The 25,957-nt window shown below is 46.7% G+C and carries 20 protein-coding genes, 2 tRNA genes and 1 CRISPR repeat array; of the genes, 8 read left to right on the top strand and 14 right to left on the bottom strand.

Features of this window, described 5'->3' with window-relative positions; translation table 11 throughout:
- Nucleotides 1-13: 13 nt before the first annotated feature.
- Together FYJ60_RS08630 and FYJ60_RS08625 are read right to left on the bottom strand one after the other, a co-directional pair.
- Nucleotides 14-2,755 carry a hypothetical protein gene (locus tag FYJ60_RS08630; protein WP_154458265.1) on the bottom strand — a complete coding sequence of 914 codons (2,742 nt, stop codon included), beginning with the start codon at nucleotides 2,753-2,755 and terminating at the stop codon, nucleotides 14-16.
- A gap of 96 nt (nucleotides 2,756-2,851) precedes the next feature.
- A complete protein-coding gene (locus FYJ60_RS08625) occupies nucleotides 2,852-3,424 on the bottom strand; it encodes a sensor histidine kinase (RefSeq protein WP_205839036.1) in 573 nt (190 codons plus the stop codon).
- A 251-nt stretch (nucleotides 3,425-3,675) separates the two neighbouring features.
- On the opposite strand from FYJ60_RS08625, the gene FYJ60_RS08620 reads away from it, so the two are divergent.
- The 3 genes from FYJ60_RS08620 (at nucleotide 3,676) to FYJ60_RS08610 (ending at nucleotide 4,377) form a co-directional block, all read left to right on the top strand.
- Entirely contained in the window at nucleotides 3,676-3,999 is a 324-nt protein-coding gene (locus FYJ60_RS08620) for a helix-turn-helix domain-containing protein (protein ID WP_154458263.1), read from the top strand.
- A 196-nt stretch (nucleotides 4,000-4,195) separates the two neighbouring features.
- Nucleotides 4,196-4,268, top strand: a tRNA-Val gene (locus FYJ60_RS08615).
- A gap of 35 nt (nucleotides 4,269-4,303) precedes the next feature.
- A tRNA-Met gene (locus FYJ60_RS08610) sits at nucleotides 4,304-4,377 on the top strand.
- Nucleotides 4,378-4,585: 208 nt separating this feature from the next.
- On the opposite strand, the gene FYJ60_RS08605 is transcribed toward FYJ60_RS08610, so the two are convergent.
- The 3 genes from FYJ60_RS08605 to FYJ60_RS08595 are packed head-to-tail and all read right to left on the bottom strand — an operon-like array spanning nucleotide 4,586 to nucleotide 8,233.
- Nucleotides 4,586-5,731, bottom strand: coding sequence for a trans-sulfuration enzyme family protein (locus FYJ60_RS08605; protein WP_154458262.1), 1,146 nt, complete (start codon nucleotides 5,729-5,731; stop codon nucleotides 4,586-4,588).
- Between the two features lie 50 nt (nucleotides 5,732-5,781).
- Nucleotides 5,782-6,963, bottom strand: a complete 1,182-nt coding sequence (locus tag FYJ60_RS08600; protein ID WP_154458261.1) for a MalY/PatB family protein — start codon at nucleotides 6,961-6,963, stop codon at nucleotides 5,782-5,784.
- A 1-nt stretch (nucleotide 6,964) separates the two neighbouring features.
- Nucleotides 6,965-8,233 (bottom strand): glutathione S-transferase C-terminal domain-containing protein, encoded by a 1,269-nt coding sequence (locus tag FYJ60_RS08595; protein WP_154458260.1) that lies wholly within the window; start codon nucleotides 8,231-8,233, stop codon nucleotides 6,965-6,967.
- A 486-nt stretch (nucleotides 8,234-8,719) separates the two neighbouring features.
- On the opposite strand from FYJ60_RS08595, the gene FYJ60_RS08590 reads away from it, so the two are divergent.
- From FYJ60_RS08590 to FYJ60_RS08570, 5 genes are all read left to right on the top strand, one after another.
- Nucleotides 8,720-9,763, top strand: coding sequence for a transporter substrate-binding domain-containing protein (locus FYJ60_RS08590; RefSeq protein WP_205839035.1), 1,044 nt, complete (start codon nucleotides 8,720-8,722; stop codon nucleotides 9,761-9,763).
- 36 nt (nucleotides 9,764-9,799) lie between these two features.
- Nucleotides 9,800-10,552, top strand: coding sequence for an amino acid ABC transporter permease (locus FYJ60_RS08585; protein WP_154458258.1), 753 nt, complete (start codon nucleotides 9,800-9,802; stop codon nucleotides 10,550-10,552).
- Nucleotides 10,549-11,313: an amino acid ABC transporter ATP-binding protein gene (locus tag FYJ60_RS08580; RefSeq protein WP_154458257.1), complete on the top strand. Its 765-nt coding sequence runs from the start codon at nucleotides 10,549-10,551 to the stop codon at nucleotides 11,311-11,313. Before FYJ60_RS08585 ends, FYJ60_RS08580 begins: the two co-directional genes overlap by 4 nt.
- 107 nt (nucleotides 11,314-11,420) lie before the next feature.
- Nucleotides 11,421-11,879, top strand: coding sequence for a GNAT family N-acetyltransferase (locus FYJ60_RS08575; RefSeq protein WP_154458256.1), 459 nt, complete (start codon nucleotides 11,421-11,423; stop codon nucleotides 11,877-11,879).
- Between the two features lie 5 nt (nucleotides 11,880-11,884).
- Nucleotides 11,885-12,916, top strand: a complete 1,032-nt coding sequence (locus FYJ60_RS08570) for a uroporphyrinogen decarboxylase/cobalamine-independent methonine synthase family protein (protein ID WP_154458255.1) — start codon at nucleotides 11,885-11,887, stop codon at nucleotides 12,914-12,916.
- Between the two features lie 145 nt (nucleotides 12,917-13,061).
- A CRISPR array of direct repeats spans nucleotides 13,062-14,503; the repeat unit is 33 nt; unit sequence ATTTCTACTCACACGCCTCTCGCGAGGCGTGAC.
- A gap of 160 nt (nucleotides 14,504-14,663) precedes the next feature.
- On the opposite strand, the gene cas2 is transcribed toward FYJ60_RS08570, so the two are convergent.
- From cas2 to FYJ60_RS08525, 9 genes are all read right to left on the bottom strand, one after another.
- Entirely contained in the window at nucleotides 14,664-14,954 is a 291-nt protein-coding gene (gene cas2, locus FYJ60_RS08565; RefSeq protein WP_154458254.1) for a CRISPR-associated endonuclease Cas2, read from the bottom strand.
- Between the two features lie 22 nt (nucleotides 14,955-14,976).
- Nucleotides 14,977-16,011 (bottom strand): type I-C CRISPR-associated endonuclease Cas1c, encoded by a 1,035-nt coding sequence (gene cas1c, locus FYJ60_RS08560; RefSeq protein WP_330579163.1) that lies wholly within the window; start codon nucleotides 16,009-16,011, stop codon nucleotides 14,977-14,979.
- 25 nt (nucleotides 16,012-16,036) lie between these two features.
- Nucleotides 16,037-16,702 (bottom strand): CRISPR-associated protein Cas4, encoded by a 666-nt coding sequence (gene cas4 / locus FYJ60_RS08555; protein WP_154458253.1) that lies wholly within the window; start codon nucleotides 16,700-16,702, stop codon nucleotides 16,037-16,039.
- An 82-nt stretch (nucleotides 16,703-16,784) separates the two neighbouring features.
- Nucleotides 16,785-17,648 (bottom strand): type I-C CRISPR-associated protein Cas7/Csd2, encoded by an 864-nt coding sequence (cas7c, locus tag FYJ60_RS08550; protein WP_154458252.1) that lies wholly within the window; start codon nucleotides 17,646-17,648, stop codon nucleotides 16,785-16,787.
- Between the two features lie 24 nt (nucleotides 17,649-17,672).
- Nucleotides 17,673-19,607 carry a type I-C CRISPR-associated protein Cas8c/Csd1 gene (gene cas8c / locus FYJ60_RS08545; RefSeq protein WP_154458251.1) on the bottom strand — a complete coding sequence of 645 codons (1,935 nt, stop codon included), beginning with the start codon at nucleotides 19,605-19,607 and terminating at the stop codon, nucleotides 17,673-17,675.
- Complete coding sequence (cas5c, locus tag FYJ60_RS08540; protein ID WP_408609145.1) at nucleotides 19,601-20,371, bottom strand: type I-C CRISPR-associated protein Cas5c; 771 nt, start codon at nucleotides 20,369-20,371, stop codon at nucleotides 19,601-19,603. Before cas5c ends, cas8c begins: the two co-directional genes overlap by 7 nt.
- A complete protein-coding gene (gene cas3, locus FYJ60_RS08535) occupies nucleotides 20,352-22,778 on the bottom strand; it encodes a CRISPR-associated helicase Cas3' (protein ID WP_330579165.1) in 2,427 nt (808 codons plus the stop codon). Before cas3 ends, cas5c begins: the two co-directional genes overlap by 20 nt.
- A 444-nt stretch (nucleotides 22,779-23,222) precedes the next feature.
- A complete protein-coding gene (locus tag FYJ60_RS08530; protein WP_154458248.1) occupies nucleotides 23,223-23,903 on the bottom strand; it encodes a TIGR00266 family protein in 681 nt (226 codons plus the stop codon).
- 92 nt (nucleotides 23,904-23,995) lie between these two features.
- Nucleotides 23,996-25,843 carry a hypothetical protein gene (locus FYJ60_RS08525; protein ID WP_154458247.1) on the bottom strand — a complete coding sequence of 616 codons (1,848 nt, stop codon included), beginning with the start codon at nucleotides 25,841-25,843 and terminating at the stop codon, nucleotides 23,996-23,998.
- Nucleotides 25,844-25,957 lie beyond the last annotated feature (114 nt).

The raw sequence follows: 25,957 nt of genomic DNA, 5'->3' as shown, positions 1-25,957 counted from the left end.
CATTCACACCCTCTTACTTATGATGGAAAATATTCTTTATTGTGTCTGATGCATGGAAAAATGCTTTTCCGATATACTTGTTATGAACAGTAATAACTACTTCTTCTCCTTTGTCTACCGTTACCAGATCTCCTTCCTCGCTTCCGCCTCCGGAAATCGTAATTCCCGTCAGTTCATATTCCTTCGGTACGATTTCAGAAATACGCAGAACGGTTTTTTCTTTGATCAAGATGGCCGGACTGACCTGATTGTGCTTCAACACAACCTCTGCATTTATTTCAGATGCCCCATCTCCTTCTGAATCTGCCTGGACGATAAATTCGTCATCCGCCAGTTTGTCCTGGTAATCCGAATAATTATCGATGACTTTCTTGATATATATCTTTCCCTCCTGCTTCCGTATAATACGAATGCCTGCCGTTCCCTCTTCTGTCCCTGCTCCTACTGCCTTCTTTGACGTTGTCTCGCTTCTGACCTCCACCGGTGTGAACGTGACTTTCAACTTATAAGTGTCCGTCTTTCCCGCATCATCTTCCGACGTATGCACCGTATACGAAGGAATCTCCGGCGGCGTCCTGCTGTCCTGATTGATGACTGCCGATGTGGATGACCCTACGGGATTTCCTTGGTCATCCACCCACTGATACGTCAGTGTTCCCTCGATCTGGCTGTATTTGTCCAAACTGTTTTCCACCGCATCTGTCATGATGTGGGCATCCGAGGAATCCTTGGCTAACTCCGACAGATCTATGCTTTTTCCGGCCTCCACATCTGCCGTCTCCCCATCATCGACCCAGAACCGGACCGGCACATTTACTGCAGGATTATCTGTAAACTTCTGTGTATAGCTGGTTCCGTCTATGCGCCCCTGGTAAGAAATCGTCGGCGTTCCCTGATTGGTAAGAACATTATTGCTTCCGATAAAGTCATCCTTTGCCTGCACAGGAATCTGCAAATGCACTTCTTTCCCGTTTGCCACTGTCCCGAATTCACAGCTTACCTTCGCTGTGCCGTCACCCTGCTTATTTACCTGGATATTCACACGGTCTGTCACATCCTGGCCGCCGATGTACGCTTTTATCGAAGAGGTATTTACATCGAATTCAGAGGTAATGGTATCTTCCACTTTGACATTGGATACAGTCTGCTCATTCGGCGCCTTTTCCTGTACATCGGCATAGATGGATTTCAGCGTCTCAAAAAACTGCTCTCTTGTCACAACATTTTTATAATATTCTCCCGTATCAAAGGCTCCGGCAGTTTTTTTGCCTCCCTGCGCGCAATAGTCGATCCAGGAAATCATATCGTCAGCCACGGCACCGGTTCCGCTGTTCGTCCGGATGCCATACTGATGTTTGATGACGCCATCCGGTATCGTCGGCAGATTAACGCTTCCACTGCTCAGATCCTTGGCTTCACACGCGCCGCCGACTATGATGGAAATCATTTCCGCGTTATTATAGACAGAGTTTCCGTCAGCATCTGTCCAATTTGTAAAATTACTGCTGTTGTTCAGCTGCTTTTGCGCATTCTTTAATTCTCCATTAGAATAATGAATATGCTCACAGTCCCCAAAGCTGTCCCATCCATAAAGGCCTTCCATAATGCTTTCCGCGTCATTCGTAAAATACGGACTCTCAATCATGGAATGCGTTCCCCCATGCTGGAAATTTGTAATTCCCAGCATCAGGCTTCCATCGGTATAGTTTTTCATCCAATCCATGAAATCCAGAAAGCCCTGCTTCATTTCGTATAAAGAAAGCAGATCCTGCGTCACCGCCTTTCCATTCACCAGGGACGCCCGGTCATTCGCATGTGTTTTATCAAACATCTGCCAGCTTGTCTGTATCTGAAAGATAAAAACAACCGGCTTCACCTGCTTCAGATCCGGCGTGGCTTTCAAACCTATGGTATATTCTCTGTTCTGATTAGCATCGCCCTCATCCGGTGATGCGGTTTTCTGCAGGGTAAAATCATTCTCGTCGCTTTCCACCAGCGCACCGTTCACCAGCGTCCCGTTTTCCACCGGTTCTATCTTTGCGGAAACATCCGCATGAAACGGTCCATTCCCATCTTTCGGATATTCATGGCCGGTTGTTTCTAACAGTTCGTCCGCATAGTCAGGACTGCTGTCCGTATCCGGTTTCTTTTTGTTATATTTCTCGCCGGACGGTATGACAAGCGCACCGCACCCGCCTCTGCCCTGGAAATTGGGGTCATACAAATCATATCTGTATTTTTTCCATACAGCCTTGGCATAGGTCTCCTCCCCATTTTCCAGAATATTCTGCAGTTCCTCCGCATTATGAAACGGCGCGGCAGAATCGTTCGCCACACTTCCATAATAAAGCTGATCCAGACCGGTGATGGAATCAGGAAGCGTTCCTGTAATCTCCGTATATGCCCGCAGCGAGTCCTCCGACCTGAGAGAGTTGTTTTTCGCGGCCTGTCGGCTTTCTGCCGCACTGTCATCCTGCAGCCCTGATTCCTCCGCGCTTTCCTGCTGTTTTTTCTCTGCGCTTTCCTGTGATCCGACAGACTCCGTCTGCTGTCCGCTTTCTTCCGTATTCCCCTGCGTTTCTGTGTTATTCACGATTGGTTCGCTTGACCCCAGCACCGATTCCCCACTCTGTTCAGAAGCGGCCCCGGTATTCAGGGTTCCTTCATCCGCAAACGCAGGCACATAGAGGCTGCTGACTAATGCCAGAATCAGACAAACGGTTAGGATTATTTTGTGAAATATTCTCTTTGTCATCGGAGTCTCCTGTTCTGTCTTTTCTTCTTTCGTCATTTTCGGTGCCCAGGAGTGCTGTGCTACCCTATTCCGTCCGGCTGGAACCGGATTTTTCTGTCATATTGGCACAAGAATGGTTACTGTCGTGCCTGTGCCAATCTCGCTGGTAATCACAATATCCGCATTGCATTGCTGCTTCAGGCGAGATGTTGTATTATCCAGTCCGACAGAATCCCTTTCGCCGCGTCTGACCTCATCCTGCACCTTCTGATAATCGAATCCAACGCCATCATCTTTTACGGTAATGATATGGCATCCGGCCAGCGTTTCCGCCTTAATGCTCACATTCCCTCCCTGCAGCCCCTTGGGGAAGATTCCATGCCGGATGGCATTTTCAACCAGAGGCTGTATGCTTAGCGGAACAATCTTGAAATCTTCGGACTGCAAATCATAAGTGACATGCAGACGTTTCCCCATCCGCATTTTTTCAATATTTACATACGCCCGTACATACTCCATTTCCTGATAGACAGAAATCAGTTCCTGATTCTGCATGGTTCGTATGCATGCCCGCAGATATACGGTAAAGTCATAAATCAGGTCAGAAGCATATTCCGGATCCTGCAGAACAACTTCCCGGATGGAGCTCAGGGTATTGTATAAAAAATGGAACTGCATCTGACGTGCCATATTTTCTCTTTTTACTATTTCTGAATAATTCTCTGGCTGTCTCATACTTAAACGGAATCAGGCTTCGTTCGGGAAAACAGCAGCGCTGGGTACCCCCTGTATTCCCTCTGTTTATCCACAGGTTTACAAATGAAATTCATTTATTTCTCTCAATACTACCGCTTAAATCGGTATATTTCAACTGTAATCGGTAGTTTAATCGTGATTATTACCGCTCATTTTTGTATAGAATGTATAAAAGAGGTAATAATATGGATGAAAATTTTATAAGAACAAGAATCTCAGAATTAAGGATAAAAAAGAATGTATCGGAATATAAGATGAGCCTGGACCTTGGACACAGTAAAAGTTATATCCAGAGCATCTCATCCGGCAAAGCCTTACCTTCCTTATCCGAGTTCCTGTATATCTGTGATTATCTTGGCGTAACCCCCAAAGAATTCTTCGATACCAGTCCATCCGATCCCCTGATCATCAGCGAGCTTTATTCCCTGTCCCAGAATATGGAAAAAGAAGATTTGGAGGCTTTGGTTACCGTGGCAAGACGCCTTCAGCGCAGACAAAAAACACATTAGACGTCAAAATGCACCTCCATCTGTTCTAACTATTCCCCTCCGTTCCCAAAGCGCTTCCCGATTTTGGAAGATTCCTCGTTTTTCGTTCGCAATTTTTTCTGCATTTTCAGGATACCGCCACATTCAAAAAATTCTTGTTGACAAAGCTTCCGGCTGCATTATATAATAGCAAAGCGAGTTGCGAAGCAGCCGGTTCGGGGTCTTAGCTCAGCTGGGAGAGCATCTGCCTTACAAGCAGAGGGTCACAGGTTCGAGCCCTGTAGGCCCCACGTTAAACCCAAGCCGCAGTCGTAAACATTCATATGGCGAGATAGCTCAGTTGGCTAGAGCACGCGGTTCATACCCGCGGTGTCGAGAGTTCAAGTCTCCCTCTCGCTACGAAAAATCGGTAAATCCGTTTGCAGGATTTACCGATTTTCTTTTTTCTTTGTGAAATGATTTTCGCGGAAAATATCATTTTTGTGCCAATATGAGCGGTATCCCGTGGCCTTAGTCATGGGATGCCGCTCATATATTTACAAATATTGACAATAAGATGACGTCCGTGTGAAACGTACATAGACTGGATGGTTATGTGCTTCGATTCTCAGATTTTTGACAGTGGCAGAGCCGAAGCCAGATCGTCAATCAGATTCTCCGCACTCTCGATCCCGACGGAAAGCCTGAGAAGGGTGTCGTCGATGCCGGATTTCCTTCGCATATCTTCGGGAACATCGGCATGGGTCTGCGTCAGCGGATAAGTGATAAGAGATTCTGTACCTCCCAGACTCTCTGCAAAAGAGATCAGTTTTACATGGTTCAGGATATGAATGGCCGTTTCCCTGGAATCTGTGCGGAAGCTTACCATAGCTCCAAAGCCGGACGCCTGTTTTTTCATAATGGCATATCCGGGATGCTCCGGAAGACCGGGATAGTACACGTTTTTGATACAAGGCTGTTCCTTCAGCCACAGGGCAATTTGCATCGCGTTTTTTTCCGCTCGTTCAAGCCTTATGGCCAGTGTCTGGATACCGCGAAGGATCAGCCAGCTGTCAAACGGAGCCAGGACAGATCCGATGCTCATGGCTGTTTCGTGAAGGTGTTCCACGATTTCTAAGGAGGAGGCCGCCGCAAATCCGGCAATCGTATCGTTATGGCCGCCCAGATACTTTGTCCCGCTGTGTACCACAATATCCGCCCCGAGGGTCAGCGGCTTCTGGAAATAAGGCGAGAGGAACGTATTATCAATGATAAGAAGGAGACCATGGCGGTGCGCAATGTCGGCAAGCCTGCGGATATCCACGACTTTCATCATAGGGTTCGTGGGTGTTTCAACATAAAGGGCTTTCGTACTCGGCCTGATCATGCTTTCAATGTCATCACTGCTAAACGAGGCGTAGGTGAAGGTGAGCCCGTTTTTCTCACAAATGGTATGAAACAGGCGGATGCTCCCGCCGTAAAGATCCTGTTCGATGATAAAGTGATCTCCCGGACGGAACAGCTCCATAACCGTGCTGATGGCAGCCATGCCGCTGGAAAAAGCAACCGCGCCGGCAGCTTCTTCAAGAGAAGCCACCGTATGCTCCAGGCGTTCCCTGGTCGGATTGGACTCCCGTGTGTAATCAAACCCGGTGCTGGAACCAAAGCTGGCGTGAGCAAAGCTGGCTGTCTGGTAGATCGGATAGCTGAGTGCTTTATACTGATCCGCGGAAGATGTACAGCCTCCGTGGACGCATTTCGTTTCAAAATCCATTTTTTCCTCCTGTTTTTAAAGATCTGTCAGGAAAGTTGTTCCTGTTTCATTCAGCAAGAATGAACCGCGGTCTCCAGCTGATGAAGTGCCTTTTCCAGCACGCTTCTCTGCGTGGCTGCATTGATTCGTTCAAATTCAGATGACGACGGGCCGAAGATGCTGCCGTCATCGAGCCACAGATGGGCTTTCTCGGTGATGAGCCGGTGCAGCTGTTCGGCAGAAAGGTGAAGCCCGCTCATATCCAGCCATAACAGATAGGTTCCTTCCGGCTGCACGAGACGGATCTCAGGCAGATGTTCTCGCAGGAAACGATCCGTAAACTGCACGTTTTCCCATATATAATCCCGTATCTCATCAAACCACCTCTCGCCCATTTCGTAGGCAGCCTGGCAGGCGGTAAGACCGAAGACATTTGCCTGCGAATATCCCGCAGCCGCGTTTTCTTCCCGAAAGACCGCCCGCAGCCTGTCGTTGGGAATAATAATATTTGACACCTGCAGTCCCGCAATATTGAAAGTCTTGCTGGGCGATGTTCCCACAATGGAAAGGTCCGCGTATTCCGGACCGAGAGAAGCAAAGGGAATATGCCGGTTTCCCGGAAAAGCAAAATCGCAGTGGATTTCATCGGCAAATACCAGGACATGATATCTGCGGCAGATCTCTCCGACCCGGAGCAGTTCCTCCCTTGTCCAGACTCTTCCGACCGGGTTGTGCGGACTGCAGAACAGAAAAAGCTTTACATGATGATCGGCAATTTTCCGCTCAAGATCACCAAAATCGATGTGATAACGGCCGTTTTCATAGACAAGCGGGCTGTCGATCTGTGTTCTCCTGTTTTTAATAATGCATTCACTGAACGGGTAGTAAACAGGCTGCTGGATGAGAACGGCATCCCCTTCACGGGTGAATGCGCGGATGGCGGTTGAAATTGCGTACACGACGCCGGGGGTGATGGTGTTCCATCCGCTCCCGATCTTCCATCCGTGGCGCCGCAAGGACCAGCTTTGCACGGCAGCTTCGTAAGCCGGCTTCGGATCGGTGTACCCGAAGATGCCGTGATCAAGCCGCCGGCGCATGGCAGAAAGCACTTCCTCCGGAAGCCGGAAATCCATGTCGGCGACCCACAGAGGAAGCAGATCATTTCTGTTTTTCCTTTCTGTTTCAAAGTCATATTTCAGGCAGGAGGTTCCGCGCCGGTCTACAGGTTCATTCAGATTGTACCGTTTATTCATGTCAGATCTTTCCCTTCAAAGGATTGACGGAAGCGTCTACAGAAAGTTCCCCGTTTCCGGGAAGGCCGGGAGTCCGATCCTTTTCATCCGGACTGTTCCATTTGCTGGCCGATATTTTTGTGATATATTCCTCCGGTTTTTCGTCGGCCGGATGAAGGAGGAACTTGTGATCCGGATCCGCGGAAAGCGAAGCCCGTTCCGCCCGGATATCGCTGTCATCCCAGAGCTTTGCAAAATCAATCTGATTGGCAATTCTGGTGTTCCAGTCGGCAAACAGCTCTTCCTCTTTATTGTCATGCCCCAGTGAAAGATCATGGAAATAGGTGGCATGCCGGAATGCCGGAATCGCGTATAATTCTTTCGCGTATGGCCAGATATGCGGATAATCTACGATCCGATGCTTCACCGGGCCAATGTTCCGGAAATAGCTGATATCCCATCGAACCAGTGTGACAAAGAAACGAATGTCGGAGTCTGTCACATAATCCCCAAAAAGGAAACGGTTAGAGGCCAGCCTCTTGTCCAGCTTGTCCATGGAATCATAGAAGTCATCATAAGCTTCCTGATAAGCTTCCAAAGACTGGCAGAACGCCATCCGGTAATGGCCGTTGTTGATATGCGGGAACAGCCAGTCATTCAATTCATCAATTTCTTTCCGAAATGCTTTGGGATAGAGATCAGGCGCGTCCTTCGGCTGAAACAGCCGGAACTGCACTTCGAGATAATTTGTGAGTCTGTGATAATCGTTGTTGACTGCCTTTTTCTCCCTGACGTCCACAAGGGTTGGGGTCGTTGCCCTTCCCTGGAAATCCGGACGCGCATTCTGATAGAACTGGCTCAGAAAATACGCACCTGTGGCCGGATCTTTATGATCCTTCTGGTCGGCGAATCCCCACCCGTAGGTATTTGACTGCCCGGAGGGAGTTACCAGGATATTGGAGATGATGTCGGAAAGGCCTAGAAGTTCGATGGCGATGGCAGGACGGTTGGACCAGTTGCAGCCCTTTGCCCAGTAAAGCCGGTAACGGTTGGCTTCCGGCTTCCACTCGCCCTCTCCCTCTCCGGCCGGAGCCGTAAAGGCATTCGGCTGCCGTACAAAAGCGCCCGCTGCATTGATTTCGTTTTTTGTCTCCATAGGACGGGGACGGGCGCCTACCTCGGCCGCGTGCTGTTCCGCCTCTGCATCGGTATAAGATAATAAGGAAGAATCCGGCGCATCCTGCGCTGCGGATTTCTGACGGTGTGCGGATAAATCACAACTGAAGCTCATAACTATTTTTCCTCCTGACTAAACAGCTTTAACTAACTCTTCACTTAAATATTGCAAAAGGGAAAAACAATATCTAAAAGGTAGGAAAAATATGAAAAGAAGTATAAAGCGGGAGGAATGGAAAGTCAATGCCGCAGCCCACATCCTCCTATAGACTTTTTCTATATCTGTTTATAAGGAAAACAGAATTTACAAACCCCTGATGATTAGGGTAGAATACAGCGCAAAGGAAATACATATTTATCAGGTAGGTTTTGTAGACATTTATAACAATCCCGACTCCGCGAATCCGCTGCGTCTCACTTTGAACAAGAATTTGCTTATAAAATAAGTAAAAGACGAAATCAAGACAAAACCGTGAGAACCGGCAAAGAAATCAGTAAAGGAAGGAAGTCCTGAAAAAAGTTCAAAAAAGAAAGACAGGACACATCCATCAGACTTCGGGATTCAGGAAGGAAAGGAAAAAACAGGAAGGAGAAAATGAAAATGAGAAAACGAATCATCACCGCAGAAAAAGTGATATCCTTGGCTGCTGTTCTTAGTATAACCGCGGGGCTTGCCGGATGCGGCGCTTCTTCGGGAACTTCCGATTCCGGAAGCGAGGCTGCTTCCTCTTCCGCCTCAGCAATAAATTCAGTTTCACAATCGGTATCCGGAGATCAGTCCTCTTCCGGCGCAGGGGCTTCCGCCAGTACGGAAAACGTATCCGGGTCATCTTCCGATGGTGAAAAAACAACGATCGTATGCTCTACAGCCGGAACGGTACGTCCTTTTACCTATACCAATGATGACGGAGAATTGGTCGGCTACGATGTAGACCTGTTGAAAGCTATTTTTGAAAAGCTTCCCCAATATGATCTTCAGTTTAAGACAGCGGAGTTTACTGCCCTTACGGCGGGACTGGATTCCGGTATCTACCAGATTTCTGCCTGCAACTGGTCTTATACCGAAGAGCGCGAAGAAAAATACACCTTCACAGAGCCGACCTTCCAGAACCAATTTGTCATAGCAGTACCGGAAGATAACGATACGATCAAGAGCTGGGATGACCTGGCGGGAAAAACAACAGAAGTTTCGCCGGGACTGCAGTATGCGGTAGCGCTGGAGAAATGGAACGAGGCAAATCCGGACAAGGCTGTAAAATTGAATTATTCGCAGTCCGATCTGACAACGATGCTGTCCAATGTCGAGAGCGGGAAGTATGATTTCCAGCTCATTGACCGCACGACGCTGAATGCTTATCTGAGTGATTACGGCCTGAAGCTGAAGGCGGTGGAACTTCCCCAGGACGAGGCAGACAATATTTCCAGCAATCCCTACGCCTATTATCTGCTTCCAAAAACAGAGGAGGGCGAAGCTCTTGCAAAGGAAATCAACCAGGCCTTTGAGGAAATAGTCGCAGACGGCACAGCGCTGAAAATCAGCGAACAATATCTGAACGGGGATTATCTGCCGAAGGAAGTCGAAGAAAAGGCCGGCACCGGATCCGCCGAATCGGTGAGCGGCTCATCAGCTGTTTCCTCTTCCTAAAACAAACACAGATAAAAGAATGCGGAGATCTTTATCATGGGCAATTTATTTGATTTTAGTGTCGTACTTTCCAATATTCCGAAAATGCTGGCATATCTGCCGGTCACACTTGAAATAACGGTAATTTCAGCGTTTTTTGCCATTCTTCTGGGATTGCTGATCGCAATGATCCGGATCCGCCAGGTGCCGGTTCTGAACGGTCTTTCCAAAATCTATGTGTCCTTTATGCGCGGAACACCGATTATTGTGCAGTTATATCTCAGCTATTACGGAATACCGATGTTCCTGAAATATATTAATTATTACAACGGGACAGATTACAACGTAAACAAAATACCGTCTATCCTGTTTGTGATTATCACCTTTGCATTGAATGAAGCGGCCTTTGACTCGGAGAGCCTTCGTGCGGCCATTTTATCCGTGGACAGGGGACAGCTGGAAGCGGCGCATTCTCTCGGTATGACCGGAGGACAGGTGCTTCGCCGCGTCACAATTCCGGAAGCGGCTGTAGTGGCGCTTCCCTCTCTGGGCAACTCCCTGATCAATATGATGAAGGGAACCTCCCTTGCCTTTGTCTGCTCGGTAGTCGAGATGACGGCGGAAGGGCAAATCCTCGCCGGCAACAACTTCCGTTACTTTGAATCTTATATCTCTCTTGCCATTATTTATTGGGCACTGACATTTATCCTGGAAAGAATACTGGCTGCGCTTGAAAAGCATTTCAGTATTCCGGATACCCCCGATGAGAAGGTGGCGGCGAAGCTTGCTCCAAAGGAGGTGGCAGCATGAGTCTTGTGAAGATAACAGGTCTGTCCAAGAAATTCAGGGATAATGTCGTGCTGGACAGCATAGATCTCGATGTAAAGAAAGGCGATGTCATTGCCGTTATCGGCCCGTCAGGAACAGGAAAATCTACACTGCTCCGCTGTATCGATATGCTTGAAAAACCGAACAAGGGGCTGATTGAATTCGGGGATTTCCGTTTTGATGTCACCAGCAGAAATAAAAAAGATATTGTGGCTCTTCGCCAGCGGGTCGGCATGGTTTTTCAGACCTTTAATCTTTTTAAGCAGAAAACAGTCCTGGAAAATGTAATGGAAGGACTGATCGTTGTAAAAAAAGTGCCGAAAGCGGAAGCAGAAGCAAAAGCATTACAATATCTTGGGAAGGTCGGAATGCTTGACAGGCAGCAGTATTATCCCCGGCAGCTTTCCGGCGGCCAGCAGCAAAGGGTAGCGATCGCGCGTGCCCTTGCCATGGAGCCGGAGCTTCTGCTTCTGGATGAGCCCACATCGGCGCTGGATCCGGAACTTGTCGGAGAAGTACTGGATACGATCTTAAAAGCCGCGGAAGCCGGAAATACGATGATTCTGGTGTCCCATGAGATGAGTTTTGTGCGAAAGGTGGCTTCCCGTGTCATTTTTCTGGAGAACGGACATATCCTGGAAGACGGTACGCCCAGACAGGTTTTTGAAAATCCGCAGCACAGCAGGACAAAAGAATTTCTGCATAAATTCTATCTGCAGGAAGGACCGGAGTTTGTCATATAGTTTTCACATCCCGGCTGATATTTATGGAATGGAATGCAATACCAAAAACGGCCGCAGGAGTTTATCCGATAAGTTTCACAGTTCGGCTGATAAGGAAAGGTATATCAATGGAGCAGGAAGAGAATAAAAATCAGATTCAGGTGATCCGCGTGACAGAAGAATGGCAGAGAGCCGGTGTCCATTATGTACGTGTGGAAGGTATGCTGAAGGAGTTCCCGGATATCACACTGGCAATGGAATTCGATACGGACACGCCGGATACCAGGTACACCCTTGTGCTGGAAGGCAATATGCCGGTGGCGACAGTAAGACTGCATGTCCTCGATGAGCACACCGGAAAAATTGAACGCGTCGTCACGGTCGGAAGTGCCCGGAAGAAAGGATATGGCGCCCTTGCAATGAAAGAAGCAGAAGCCTGGCTGAAGGATCTTGGAATCTCACATATCGTGGTGACATCAAGAACAGTGGCTGTCGGGTTCTATGAGAAACTTGGATATACGCCGGACTGGACAAAAACCGGAGGCGAAGGGGACTTCCGGCTGGTACTGGTGGAAAAGGAGATTTGATATCTATGGCATTTGTTGAACCGGTTCAGCCGGTAATTCCGGAAGGTGCGATCAGCGCCAGGGAAAATTATCACAGAGTATTTGAAAAGGGAAAACCCGCGTGGTTTCCCACAACACACGATATGCTTTTTTTCAACCCGGCGATCCTGCCGGATAATATCGCAAGGGGAATGGTAAATGAAGCAAGGCAGCCGGAGCCGGGGTATGAAGGCGGACCGGATATGTTCGGCGTAAACTGGACCTGGGTGCCGGAGACAATGGGATCTATGGTCTATGGCGGACACCCTGTCCTGGAGGACGCAAACGACTGGGAGAAGGTCATCCGTTTCCCGGATATGGAACAGTGGGACTGGGACGGCTGTGCGAAGCGGAATGCCGGTATTTATTTTGACACGAACAGGACAAGCTGCATCAATGTCGTCAGCGGGCTTTTTGAACGTCTCATTTCCTTTATGGATATGCAGTATGCCCTGATGGCATTGGTCGATGCGGATCAGAAGGATGCCGTCAAGAGGCTTTTTGACCGGCTGACAGTTTTCTACGATCAGCTGTTTGAGCATCTGCACCGGTATTTTCACACAGATGTAGTTCAGTTCCATGATGACTGGGGATCCAAAAAGGCACCTCTCTTCTCGCTGGATACTTGTATGGAGATGGTGGAGCCGTATCTGGAAAAGGTTGTAAAAAGCGCGCATCGGCACGGCATGATTTTTGAATTCCACTGCTGCGGGAAAAACGAACTGCTAGTTCCTGCCATGTACAAGGCGGATATTGATATCTGGAACGGACAGCCTCTGAATGACTTTGATTCCCTTATTCCCGTTTATGGCGACAAAATTGTGTTCGGCGTCAGCCCGGAACCCCTTCCGGCTGATGTAACAGATGAAGAAGCCTGGGAATCCGGGCATCGATTTGTCGAGAAGTATATTCATTTCTACGGCGAAGGAAAACCAGTCGCTGTATTTTCCAGACGATCCAACGCAAAACAGATTGAAGCCATTTATCATTACAGCCGCGAAGCTTTGAGCCGGCGGTGAACTGCGCCAGGCGTCAGCAATGGTGAATTTTCCGTCCCGGTATTCCGCATTCTTCCGGGAAGGAAATCACATAACAAACGGGTGTGCCATAAAACAGCATGCCCGTTTTTAATTTCTTGCCGAGGGGCTCTACATTTGGTTTTTCATTTCTACTCACACGCCTCTCGCGAGGCGTGACCACTGGGACACGGTATATGAATGTCGAAGGGATGATTTCTACTCACACGCCTCTCGCGAGGCGTGACCAGCCTGGTACAGGGCAAAGACGTAACCGTATTTATTTCTACTCACACGCCTCTCGCGAGGCGTGACCAAATCACAACCGTGCCTGTACACATTATTGGAAATTTCTACTCACACGCCTCTCGCGAGGCGTGACAGCGAGGCGTCAGTCACAGATTTCAACGCATTCATTTCTACTCACACGCCTCTCGCGAGGCGTGACAATAGATATATCGGTTCTCTTACCACTATCAGTATTTCTACTCACACGCCTCTCGCGAGGCGTGACGCTGAAGCTGACACCGACTCTGACGGCAAATTGTCGATTTCTACTCACACGCCTCTCGCGAGGCGTGACGGGACAGACATCTTCCAATTCGCGGGCAGCTGCGCAATTTCTACTCACACGCCTCTCGCGAGGCGTGACGCCATTGCCCGGCCTGTTCCTGCAGTTCAGGTTGCATTTCTACTCACACGCCTCTCGCGAGGCGTGACATGGTCGCGCTGTGACATAATGCCATCGGAAAATTTCTACTCACACGCCTCTCGCGAGGCGTGACATCATGCTGACGCCACGATCCGGCAGAAGCTGGATTTCTACTCACACGCCTCTCGCGAGGCGTGACTTTGACGCAATTTATTAAATATCGCTTTACAAGATTTCTACTCACACGCCTCTCGCGAGGCGTGACAGGATTTTCCCTACCATGTCTGACACAGCATCCATTTCTACTCACACGCCTCTCGCGAGGCGTGACGCCAATGCCCGACGCATAATTCTGGGCGGATTTGATTTCTACTCACACGCCTCTCGCGAGGCGTGACCAGCTCGCTGGTCACATCGCTGTACTCCTTCGCAATTTCTACTCACACGCCTCTCGCGAGGCGTGACGAAAAATCCGAAAAGGAAGTGGAAACCGCAAAAAATTTCTACTCACACGCCTCTCGCGAGGCGTGACATACCCGCTTATTACTGCTTGCAAGGCTCCAAAATTTCTACTCACACGCCTCTCGCGAGGCGTGACTTGCGGCAGCAGCGGTTGCGAACCTGAACAAACACAACATTTCTACTCACACGCCTCTCGCGAGGCGTGACCATACAACCGTGCTATCGTTGTCACACGCATCAAGATTTCTACTCACACGCCTCTCGCGAGGCGTGACGATATTCACAGCGGAAATACTTTTATTCCGTTGAATTTCTACTCACACGCCTCTCGCGAGGCGTGACCAGAGTTCAGAGATGCGCTGCTTCCTGATCTGATATTTCTACTCACACGCCTCTCGCGAGGCGTGACGAGTTCTGACTCACCTGTGCAGCTGATGCAGATGATTTCTACTCACACGCCTCTCGCGAGGCGTGACCGCAACATTTTGCAAAAAAGTTGCAATCCTCACCCATATGTAGCGAAAGAGGCGGAATTATACTATATTTGAGAAGGTATTTTTCTCCAAAAACAGATAAAACCTCTGCGAACCTTCCAGCGTATTTCAATCATATCTGGTTCGCCATGTGCTTATCAGTTTACACAATTATAGTACCTTCAGGATTATATCCTTTTTTTATGCCAAAATGTTCAACTTTTCTCTGCCAGTGATTTCCCAGATAATAAAACCGCATACTATCCGTATCCTTATTCATGATCTTTAATAATTCTCCCTTTAATTTCATAAATGAAGAATAATCAAGATCTGCTTCAAATACGGAATTTTGTACACGCTGTGCATGAGACTCACACGCTTTTGCGACCTTGCGCAGTCTTTTTTTACCATCTGCTGTTTCTGTAGAAACATCATAGCTGATCACAACCATCATATTGCTAATTCCTGCTCTACCTTTATTTTACCGTTCTTTTTAACAAAAGAGGAATATATTCCTCCACCTCACCCCTGACATATTTAGCCAGAAGATTGCTCTGCACATACGGCAGGAGCCCATAAGGAATATTTTCCTTTAGTACAGGATGATAAATCTCCGTTCTTTTTTTCTCCTGCCATTTTGTGAGCAGCTTTTTTCTGCCATTATCGTTCAGTAAAACCGCTCCGGTAAGCTGCTTTTCAAAATCCTCTTCGCTAATTACTTTCAAATTTAATAAGGTCAAAACAAACCGTTCACCTATCCCACGGAATTCTTCAACCAGATCACATGCAAGTGACGCACGGCCACTGCGAAGCGTATGGTAAAATCCGATGTAGCTGTCCAGACCGACTGTTTCTAAAGCAGCAGAACAATCAATCATTTCAAGCGTATATACAAAGGACAGCAATGCATTTACAGGATCAAGCGGCGGTCTTTTATTCCTATATTGAAATGTTTCCGCAAGATTGTTCCCCGTAATTAATTTTGAAAAGATACCAAAATAGATGCTGGCACAATTTCCTTCAATCCCCAAAAGCAAGTCCACCGAATCACATTCCTCTGCTTTTTCAACACCTTCTTTCAACACCTGTAACGCTTCTGCCATTGCCGCGTCTTCCTTTAATTCAGCATGATCATGAAGTGTACGTTTCATGGTATAAATGCAATTACTGAATTTTGCTGCCATTTCGTTTTTTGCCATCTGCAATCCGTTTTCTCGAAACTTGTCAATCTGCTCAACCCGCAGAAAAACATTGCCTTTGGTTTCACCGAATACTTTCGCGAGAAATCTTCCCTCCGGAGACATGAAATTAAGTGGAATTCTTTTTTTCACACACTCTCCCATTAACCCTGTGGAACACCCCAGATAATTGAAGCAGACAATATTTTCCACATTATCGAGCGGGATTTTTAGTAGAGTCTCCTTTTCAACGGTACAAACAAGGTTATTATTTTCAAGCGACAGATAAGCATCTGAATTTGTAACATAAATTGTATTTAGCAGCTTTCTCACATTTTCCTCCTGTCTGATGGAGCATTCAGCTTTCCTGTTTCACCATTTCCAGAAAGGTCTCATGTCTGTTTCGTTTTATTATTTGCGGATTGCATGTATTCTTGAAGGAACATCCGCTGCACTTTTGATTTTTACGAATCGGAGGTATCTCACCCTTCATTGTATAATCGCGGATTTTATCAAGAACCTGTCGGATGATTGCCAAATACCTTTCATAATTTTCATTCAGCGGAAGATGGATTCTTTTTTTCACATCCGCATAAAATAGGATTCCCTCTGCGTCACAGTGAAAAATAGAATCTACACAGAGCTTCTGTGCAAAAACCTGAAGGGCATCATCTTCATTAAATAAGTTGTTTTTGGGTTTTCGAGGCTTGTATTCAACAATCGCTAACTGGTAGCGGTCAGGGAATCCTTGCATTCTGATCCCATCCTTGCGCTTTGTCAGTTCAATGCAGTCAGTAACACCATATATGCCCAGTAAATCATTGTAAGCCCTGACGGATGTTAACACCTGCTTATTCCTGGCGACATAGGAATTATCGGGGTCATGCACTCTGTCGTGGATTATATTTCCTTTTGTCACAAAATAGTTTTCATCCCATGAACACTCGATGTTGATTAAGCCCCACCGGTGAGGGCAATACAGAAAATGCTGTATATTTCGTATACTTACACTAATTTCTTCCATAAAATTATGCAGTCCGTTTTATCCTTTCCAGGATGAATCGACAGGCACAATGCCCGCGATTCATTCTGGCATTATAAATATCTCAACAATACGGAATCAAAGAAACTCCTTCCGGCATAGAGGTATCAACTTTTATCTCATAATCTTCAAACTTTCTCGGAACTGTAATGCCTTCCTTCAATGCCACAGATATTTTTTTGTTTAATTCCGGGAAATGAGCATTCCCCAATACGCTTTCGTGCTTAAAAACATAGAGTCCCCGTACTTCCATATCCCCTCTGGCCGCGCTCCGGTCTTCGTCAAATAAATTGAGCAATGCCTTCCATAGTAAATCTACGTCCTCTTCTGTAAGCCCGGTGATTTTATTTGCCAAAGCTGCCGAGATATGCCCGCTCATGCGATAGAGAGCATAGGGGATAATGCTTTTGTTTCCCATTTCCGTATCGCCTTTTTCCGCCCTTTTCTGGTCGGTTTTGGCCTGCCGGGTAATTGTCACATTATTGACATAGATCGGGGAAATACTGTCCGCAAAGCTGAACTGAACCGGTCCCCTGACAATCCCGCAGGAATTATTTCCGGTAGACATAACCGCCCCGAAGGCTCTAACATCATAATAATTTCTGCACATATACTGCTGTGCTTTTAACTCCGTAGGAAGATCCGTTCCCTTCTTGGTTTTATCTACCGCAAGCCCTTCTGCTTCATACGCTGCCTTAAATTTATCATTTAATGGCTTATCATTTTTAATTAAGATATTGAATCCTTCTTCTCCGTTTTTAACAAGATCCACGTAGTTTCTGACTTTTCTTTTCAGACAGACATCCGTTACATATCCCATACCGGTCTCAGCGTCCATGCGCGGTTCGTTTCCAGCATCCGGATCCCCATTTGGATTACCATTGGTTACATCAAACAGATACACAAAATCATATTTATTTTCCAGCATCTTTTTTCCCTCCTGTGAAATTTTTTATTTTTCTTTTTTCTTGAAAAACGCATTGTATCTTTGGTAATACCCCAGAATAAATCTTCCCTGATCATACAAATCCAGCGTTCTCGGAAAAGCGCCGTCTAATTTTTCCATCGCGTCTGCAAGCGCACTCTCATATCTTTTCACATACTCCGGATGATCTCTTCTTAACTTTTTAAGATGAAAGTTCGAAAGCTTTATCAGCCTTGGCATAACCGCCGCAGGATTGGATACCGCCATACTGAAATAAGCGTCTTTAATCGTTCTGTTCAATTTTGCAGGTCTGCCCTCCGCACCTTCCTCTGTCTTTGCGTATTTATCTGTTTCCTTCTCCGTTGTTTTTACAGGGCTGGAAGCTTCCTCTTGTATCATCTGAAGAATGGCAAAAATTGCCCCGCTTACATATGCCGGATTTCTGCTGCCGCTGTCATATGACATGCTTATCTCCTCCTTTGTATGTCTGATCAGACATGCCTTTATAAACCCTGCCCGGACCCTGTTCAGGCGGATAAATTTGTTGTTTTCTTTGTCCGAATCTTTTCTGACACGTGTTACCATTCTCTTTAAACACCAGGAAGGATAATCCGTTCCATTAAAGATTGCCTGAAGAACAGAATCAAACGGTGTATCGTCATCCTCCGGATGTGTGGAAGCCGGAGACACCAGCTCTTTTTTCACACGCCAGAACGCAACCGGTTTACCTGCCTCCTGAATCTGCATCTCACTCTGAAATCTGGCGATATTATGAAGCAATTTACCGAATTTCTGACGGCAGATAAATTTCACCTGTATGCGGGAAGCATTGGGGGCTAATCCGACAATGTAATATTCTGATCCGGTGGTAATCCGCTGTTCAATATCCTTAAACTTATAGGAAGTGGCAGTGCCATTCAGCGCATCCTTCATTAATTGAGAAAGTGCGGATTCCAGCTCTCCCTCTTCATACTGTTCGGACTGTTCCTCAAAAATGCACCCCATAAAGAAATCATTTGCAGGATTCCCGTCTACAGACCAGTAAATCATTGTCTGCCCATCCATGTAGCAGTGATTTGACGGGCTTTTCAAAAGAAAATTCAATGCTCTGGTATACTGCTTCATGGCTTTTGCTGAAATACAGGCATTTTCTCCCTGCCTATGATTATAAGATAAAAAGGATTCCGGCTTAAAATTTACCAGGCTGGGATTTATACCGGCATTTCGTATGCCAACACCGGATCCGGATACCATTGAATCATGTACCTCTGCTACAGGCAGCTTTTCTCCTGTTACCGAGCACTGGCAAATATACGCTTTCTTTTCAGGTTCTTCGTCTGTTTTCCGGGAAAGTTCCCGCCATTTTTCTTTTACCTCTTCATCATCCTGAAGCAGAAGCTCCGGGTGGCCTTCAAGGCAAAAGGCAAATTTAACCTTGTTCAGATCAGACTTTATCCCCAGTAAAACCTGATTTTCTGTTTCCGCTTCCGGATTCCATTTCCTGGCAAATTGTACATAAGCTTTCGCCAGAGGCGAAGACATTGAACCAAAATCACGCAAGACTTCCTCGCAGAAGCTCTGGTGCTGCAGCTTAAGTCGTTCCTTTTGCTTGTCTGTTCTGCCTTCTGTTTCCGTTGAAAGATATTCTCTGCCTGTGCTTTTATCTGTTTGATATTCCAGTCCGAAAATATATCCGGGACGCACCTCGACAAAATTTGCGCTGATTGTCGTTGACCGAGGTCTCTCCGGAAGGCTGACCGCCTGCGGCACAAGGATAATTTTTTCTTTACCTTTTTTATCTTTTATTGTCCGTTCTATCCTGTTATCGCGAAAACCGGCCAGTCTGCCGTCCGATGTCAATAAGATAAAGTAACTTATATCGCAATCTGCATATCCTGCTTCCTTAAGTTTATGATTCTCGGAAAGGACTGTATAGTAATCGCAAAGTGCGCTGATCAGCATGTAACCGCCTCCTTGTAACGGGCGACATCTATAATGCCGTCCTCCATGATCGGACGGTAAAACAGACTCTCTGCCTCATCGGAAAACACTTTTTTCTCCCAGTCTCCATGAACCGGACGCCCGCCGTCCCGGAAGCAGACCCTGTAAAGCATATACCCCAGATCATGCCTGCCTTTGTTTTCCTCGCAAACTTCATTCAGTTGAAAAGAATCGGTTAAAACCACCTCTGCCGGAAATTCCGCACATCCCAGACAAGGCTGCCTGAAATATTGGCCTTTTCTGCAGCGGCGGATAAATTCCGCCTGATGTTTTTTTAATGGATCACATTCTTCTTGCTCCCTCTCGCAGCGAATACCAGTGAGTTCTACATGGAATTCTACGCCATAGCGGACATTTTTCAGAATCATAGAAGCTCTCTGCGTACGCTCATCCCCGATATTGGTATAAATACGGGGATCCGTTGTAATAGCATCTCGTTTTCCCTGTTTAACCTCTTCTGCCTCCTTCATCTGCGCCTTCATTTTGCCAAGTTTTACCTTCGATTTCACCTCATTTCTGCGGACACTTGTAAACTCAACCGGATTAAATACAATTATGCGGTCTATTACATAGCGCATTGCCGGTTTCCAATAAATACTTTTCAGCAAGCCCTCCAGAGCTCCCGGCGTCGGAACATCATAGCTGACACGTTCTGCTTTCATTTCCGGTCTTGTAAAGCAGGCTCTTTTTCCGCTTACAATCACCTTAATCGACAATAAAATCACCTCCTTCCAATAAAATGCCTATATCTTTCCTGTAATACTGCGCTTTATTGGTAAGCACAAAAATACCATTATTTCCCGTCCGGCTTTGGTTCGTATTACCGGAACCGCTTTCTGCCAGATTTTCTATCACCCCCTGATACATAAGCTGATCCAGATCTCTCCGCGGTACATTACAGGTATATTCCTGCAGCCTTCTAAGTGTCTCTCCAGACATCCCACCATATCGAATCCGGTTAACCAGATCTTCCGCATTTTTATCCTCTGGGATAATTATACTCTCATCCCGGCTTAGAATGATCTTCCCGTCATAAGAGGCAAAAGGAATCGAGTACATTGCGCTTTTAGATTTCAGTGATATTCCTTTTTCTTTCATCTGACTGTGCATAGATTTCTCGACATGTTTCTCTGCTTCAGCCAGAGATACTCTGCGATAAAACTCTCTGACGCAGGCTTCATCTGAAATATCCGAGAATTCATCGAAGAGTTTTGATGTAACATCTGTCTTAATATCTCGGAACGGTTGCTTTCCCACGATTTTCTCTGCAAAATCGAAGATAAAAACCTCTCCGCTATCCCATATGCCCTCGCGATTGCATCTTCCTCCTGTCTGCAGAATGCTGTCCAACCCGGCCATTTCTCTGTAGGCAGTACGGAAATCCAGATCAACCCCGGCCTCAATAAGCGAAGTAGAAATGACAATGACAGGGTCTGCGGAGGTAACTTCTCCCTGCCTGGCAGCCTCCCCTAATTTTTTCTTTATTTCATCTATGGTTTCCTGAAGATCCTTCTTGGTCATCAGCGTGGACAGATGGTAGAGGTTCTTCCTGTGCCCTCCCCCAAGGAAGTTGTATAATTCGCGCGCCTTTCTTCTTGTATTGACAACCACAAGTGTGGAGCCGTTTTTCCCGACTTTATCCGCCAGTTGTTCAAGTGATTGGTTTTTTATATATTTGTAGGTACATTTATGAAACGGCTTGAAATCTGTCTGGTCAGGAACAAGTTCTTTTACCCGCAGATCATGAAATGTATATTTGCTGAGCAGTTCCCGATAATCCGGCATGGTTGCCGTAAGGAAAATTGCTTTACAGCCAAGCTTTTTTGTTAAAATCGAAACACCTTCCAGACACGGCTGGAGGAATTCTGCGGGCATCAGATGCGCCTCGTCAAAAACAAGAATGCTGTCAGCCATATTATGCATTTTTCGGAGCTTATTCCGCGTATTAGAAAACAGTGTCTCGAAAAATTGTACTTCTGTTGTGATGATAAAATCCGCGTCCCAATTTTCTGTGGCCTGATTAACCTGAAGCTTGTAGGCTTCATCTGCATTTTCATCGTCCTCAACAGAATACGTTGACTGGTGGCGCAATATATGCGCCACTGTCTGCCCGCCTTTGTCTTTGTCATTGTCATTAAATATGTTGTTCAGTTCCTGTGCAGTCTGTGTAATAATGCTGTTATATGGAATTACATATATAATGTGTTTTTTACCTGTTTCCAGAGCCTTGATCAAGGAACATTTTGCGCTGCACAGCGTTTTCCCACTGCCTGTCGGCATACTCATGAGATAAATGTCAGCATCTTCATGAATATTCTGAAAAGCCTGTTCCTGAATTTCCGTTCTCGCAAGCTGCAAGCTTGTCTGATCCTTCTTTTTTCGAAACTTATCAAACTGGTCATTCAGTTTTTGAAGGCATACTTGAAAATCCGTTTTCAGCGTTGTCCTCTCTACACCTTTACAAAAGCGTTCCGTGTCAAGGGCATCTGCATCAACCAGGCAGGAATAGCAATACCGTATCATAAAAGAAATTTCATCGTAAAAAACGCCAGCCAATTTTTCTTGATCCGAATATTCTGCGGGATTAAATCCGTCCATCAGATATCTGGATAGACTTTTTTTATCAATTTCTTTAATGTCAATATTTTTCCGTTCAAAATCTTTCTTATATGCATCATAGGGGTCGAAATCTGTTTTTTTCAACCTAGCGTACAGTGTATGTCCGCTCGAAGAATCATCCTCCGGCAGATCCTCTTTCTGTCCGCCATCCGGAAGTCCAGCGTGATGGCCTGCAATGCAATATTCAAGAAATGCTTTTTCCGGATTCTGAATGTCCTTTCTCTCTGCCGCCTCAATAGCACCACAGGTAGAGTGATCTACACGCAGGGCTGCTCCCCTGATTCTTTTCTGAAAAGCTTCCTGATATTTTCCGATATCGTGAAGCAGTCCGGCATTATAAGCCAAAGATTTCCAGGGTTCAACCGCAAAGGATTCAGCCAGGGCTGCTGTCCCCAACAGGTGGCTGCAAAGCGTTTGCTTGTAGGAATCCGGAAGCGAATCAATATCACGCTCCTTATTTTGAGCATCATCAGAACACAAATTATTGTCTTTGATATGAGCAATATATTTCACCAAATTTTATCACCCTCCTTCCGCACAAATAAGCATTTGATTTTATAATATGATTATAGCTCATTTGTCAGAGATTTCAATTTTTACATAATAATAAATAATTAAAGTATATAATTGTAAAAAATTAAAGTTCTTTTTTCTTCCCAAAGGTAAGGGGATGATCTTTTACATCAAGATCATCCCCTTACCAACAGGATACATCAATAATTATAAAGAATTAATTTCTACTCACAGCCTCTTCAGGCGATAGAACCATCCAAATATATTAACCTATATCAGATTGTTCCGAACCGTCTCTAGTATACACAAATGGAAATCTTGTTACAAATAAAAATTCAGTTCTGGTTCTTGCTTATCTGGATCGCGCTTTCCGGGATTCAGGCCTATCCCACCTATTAAATCCTTACCGGATAGCCTGATTTTCAGGGCTTCCTATCCTGCTTATCAGGACTTATTCTGAAAATACGGTGCCAGAAGCGCCGCCACATTAGAAATGGGCATGGTCTGAAGGATAATTTTTCCCGGACCGCGGACCACGGTATTAAAAACGCCCTCACCGCCCAGCAGCATATTTTTCACTCCGGGAACGGTCACCACCTCCATGCTACAGGTTTCATCCATAGCCGCCAGATAGCCGGTGTCCACGATCATTTCCTGCCCTTCTTTCAGGATATATTCACAGCCATAACCGTCTATTTCAATAAATGCGGTTCCCTGGCCGGAGAGCTTCTGCATGACAAATCCCTCTCCTCCAAAAAGGCCTTTCCCGAGGCTTTTCTGAAAGTACATGGACAGCTCTACGCTTTCCTGCGCGGCAAGGTAGGCCTTTTTCTGCACAATGACGCTTTTCCCCGGTGCAATTTCAATGGCATTGATCGAGCCCGGAAAGCTGGAGGCGAAGGCAATCATTCCTTCTCCGTTCTGGGCTGTATAGCGGTTCTGGAAGATGCTCTCTCCGGAAAACATTCTTCCGAACATCTTCTTGAGGCCTCCGCCGGAAGTGGTTTCCATTTTCATGTTGGGAGTCATCCAGCTCATACTTCCGCTCTCGGTCATCATCGCTTCTCCGGCCTGCAGATAGCATTCCACCACCGGAAGATTGCCGCCTTTTATTTCATACCTCATATTCGCTCCTTTCTCAGAATCTGCTGATTCTGTACCGTCAATGTTTTTGTAATTCAAATCGCTTATTTTTTCTTATATTTATGATCGAACTCTCAGAATCCGCTGACCCTGTAAATGACAAACTCTGTCGCGGAATTATCCGCCCTGTCTTCTGTCAGGCCTATCAGCACGGTTCCGTCCGGCAGTCTTACTGCTGTACTGATCCAGGGATACTCTGTCCCGAAAAGCTCACTGTCCTCCGCCGATCCCAGCAGGCTGCCGTCGCTCTTCCAGAAAAAGATTTCCCGCATATTCCCGTCCAGGCCGATAAAGCCGTTTTCGGTTTCCACAACATCTGTAATGCTCCCCAGAGACTGTTCTCCGCCGTATTCCTGATTTCCAAGCTCCATCTGCTGATTTCCCTCCATGTCGAAAACCCAGATCGCTTCATTCTGACTCTCCGGATCCGTGCCGGAGATGAAGATATGGTTTTCACTCAGGCGGGCTGTCCCAACGCTTTCTTCTGGAAGAATCGGCCATGCTTCTTTGGATGCCTTGCTCCCGTCGATGGTCACCTTCTCCGGCTCTGACCCGAAGAACCAGGAGATTCCCCAGGTTCCGCTGCTGTGTATGACTGCCTGATCAATATCGTCATTCGTTGCTGTGATTTCTCCGTCCTTTATCGTAAGCATCGGCGACATAAAGCCCGTCAGGTACAAGTTCCCGTTCTGATCGGCAGAGAGTTCCTCATAATCATCCTCCAGCTCCATCGTGCTTTTCAGTGTCAGCTTCTCTCCCAGTGTGTACTCATAAAGGACATTATCCAGCAGTACATACAGGCTCTCTCCCACGGAAGCGATTCTCCCGCTGAAAATGTCGTACGCCAGAAGCGGCTCCTCAAACGGTACCCACACAGAGGTTATCGTGGTATCTGCGATCATCTTGGAGTGTTCGCTGTCGGTAGAAAATACTTCCCCCTCCCACGGCCAGGGATAATCTTCATTCCCGGTATCTTCCAGATGAAATGCCAGGTTCTTGATCAGCTTATCCACCTCCGGATCCGAGTACTCGCCTGTTATACTGACCTTTACCGTGGTTCCGGAGCCGACATCTCTTCCCATATAGGTTAGAACCGGTTCCCCCCAGCTGGTCGTTTCGGAGACAATGCAGGGAACCCCGCCGATGTTTTCCTGCTCTACTGACTTGTCTACTACAAGGGCGTGCGCGTCAATACCGGAGGCATGGAGAAAATCCCGGTACCCGCCGCAGTCTTCCACGGTAGCGGTAATTCCCACGGATAACAGGACTTCCTCCCCCTGCTTATATTCCAGCCGTCCATAGCTGTTGGTCTCGCTGTCGCCCTTGTCGTCTTCATTCTCTGTCCAGCCTTCCGGATAATAAATATCCCAGAGTGTCATTTCCATGTGTGTGCCGCTGGTATCCCTGCTTTCAGCGGATGCCGCTTCGTCCGTCCCGGATTCCTTTTCCGCCCCCGCAGAAGAAGCAGACACTTCCGCCTTCACACTTTCCGTATCCGCGGATGCAGAATCGGAGGAAACTGCGCTCTCACTTCCCTCTTTTTCAAAGCGGAAGCTGACTCCCTCATATTCTATATACAAATGGCCATCTTTCTCATTCATCTCCAGGGTTTCCGTGGAATCCTTAATTTTCACACCGGTTTCTGTTTCCTCCCACTTTCCGGTCTCCACTTCATCATCAATATGCGCCTCGCAGGTCCCATCCTCCTTTAAGATAATCGAGAATTCGTCCATAAAATCCGATACGGAAAATTCCATTCCTGACATCTCGGCCGAAACGGCATTCCATTTACCCAGATATTTGCTTCCTTTCATGCTCTTTCCGCCGCATCCGGCAAGAGCCGCTGCCAAAAGGCACAAGATACAGAACCCTATGAGAACAGACCCTCTTTTGAATGAATTTTCCTTCTTCTGTTTCTTCATCGCAATGCCTCCTTTCCCAATCTCTCTTCATCGTGTATAATAATTTCAGAATCTTCTTGCTATCGTGTGCGCACCGATGTCTTACACCGTTTAATATACTGATAGTTCTGTTTT

It is taken from the genome of Bilifractor porci (assembly GCF_009696005.1).
Lineage (GTDB): Bacteria > Bacillota > Clostridia > Lachnospirales > Lachnospiraceae > Bilifractor > Bilifractor porci.
Note: the sequence above shows the minus strand (reverse complement) of the source record. Positions and strands in the feature narration are given on the sequence as shown.

Coding starts and splice junctions, on each gene's coding strand:
- FYJ60_RS08630 (WP_154458265.1), bottom strand. CDS start 2,755: ATGACAAAGAGAATATTTCACAAAATAATCCTAACCGTTTGTCTGATT.
- FYJ60_RS08625 (WP_205839036.1), bottom strand. CDS start 3,424: ATGGCACGTCAGATGCAGTTCCATTTTTTATACAATACCCTGAGCTCC.
- FYJ60_RS08620 (WP_154458263.1), top strand. CDS start 3,676: ATGGATGAAAATTTTATAAGAACAAGAATCTCAGAATTAAGGATAAAA.
- FYJ60_RS08605 (WP_154458262.1), bottom strand. CDS start 5,731: ATGGATTTTGAAACGAAATGCGTCCACGGAGGCTGTACATCTTCCGCG.
- FYJ60_RS08600 (WP_154458261.1), bottom strand. CDS start 6,963: ATGAATAAACGGTACAATCTGAATGAACCTGTAGACCGGCGCGGAACC.
- FYJ60_RS08595 (WP_154458260.1), bottom strand. CDS start 8,233: ATGAGCTTCAGTTGTGATTTATCCGCACACCGTCAGAAATCCGCAGCG.
- FYJ60_RS08590 (WP_205839035.1), top strand. CDS start 8,720: ATGAGAAAACGAATCATCACCGCAGAAAAAGTGATATCCTTGGCTGCT.
- FYJ60_RS08585 (WP_154458258.1), top strand. CDS start 9,800: ATGGGCAATTTATTTGATTTTAGTGTCGTACTTTCCAATATTCCGAAA.
- FYJ60_RS08580 (WP_154458257.1), top strand. CDS start 10,549: ATGAGTCTTGTGAAGATAACAGGTCTGTCCAAGAAATTCAGGGATAAT.
- FYJ60_RS08575 (WP_154458256.1), top strand. CDS start 11,421: ATGGAGCAGGAAGAGAATAAAAATCAGATTCAGGTGATCCGCGTGACA.
- FYJ60_RS08570 (WP_154458255.1), top strand. CDS start 11,885: ATGGCATTTGTTGAACCGGTTCAGCCGGTAATTCCGGAAGGTGCGATC.
- cas2 (WP_154458254.1), bottom strand. CDS start 14,954: ATGATGGTTGTGATCAGCTATGATGTTTCTACAGAAACAGCAGATGGT.
- cas4 (WP_154458253.1), bottom strand. CDS start 16,702: ATGGAAGAAATTAGTGTAAGTATACGAAATATACAGCATTTTCTGTAT.
- cas7c (WP_154458252.1), bottom strand. CDS start 17,648: ATGCTGGAAAATAAATATGATTTTGTGTATCTGTTTGATGTAACCAAT.
- cas8c (WP_154458251.1), bottom strand. CDS start 19,607: ATGCTGATCAGCGCACTTTGCGATTACTATACAGTCCTTTCCGAGAAT.
- FYJ60_RS08530 (WP_154458248.1), bottom strand. CDS start 23,903: ATGAGGTATGAAATAAAAGGCGGCAATCTTCCGGTGGTGGAATGCTAT.
- FYJ60_RS08525 (WP_154458247.1), bottom strand. CDS start 25,843: ATGAAGAAACAGAAGAAGGAAAATTCATTCAAAAGAGGGTCTGTTCTC.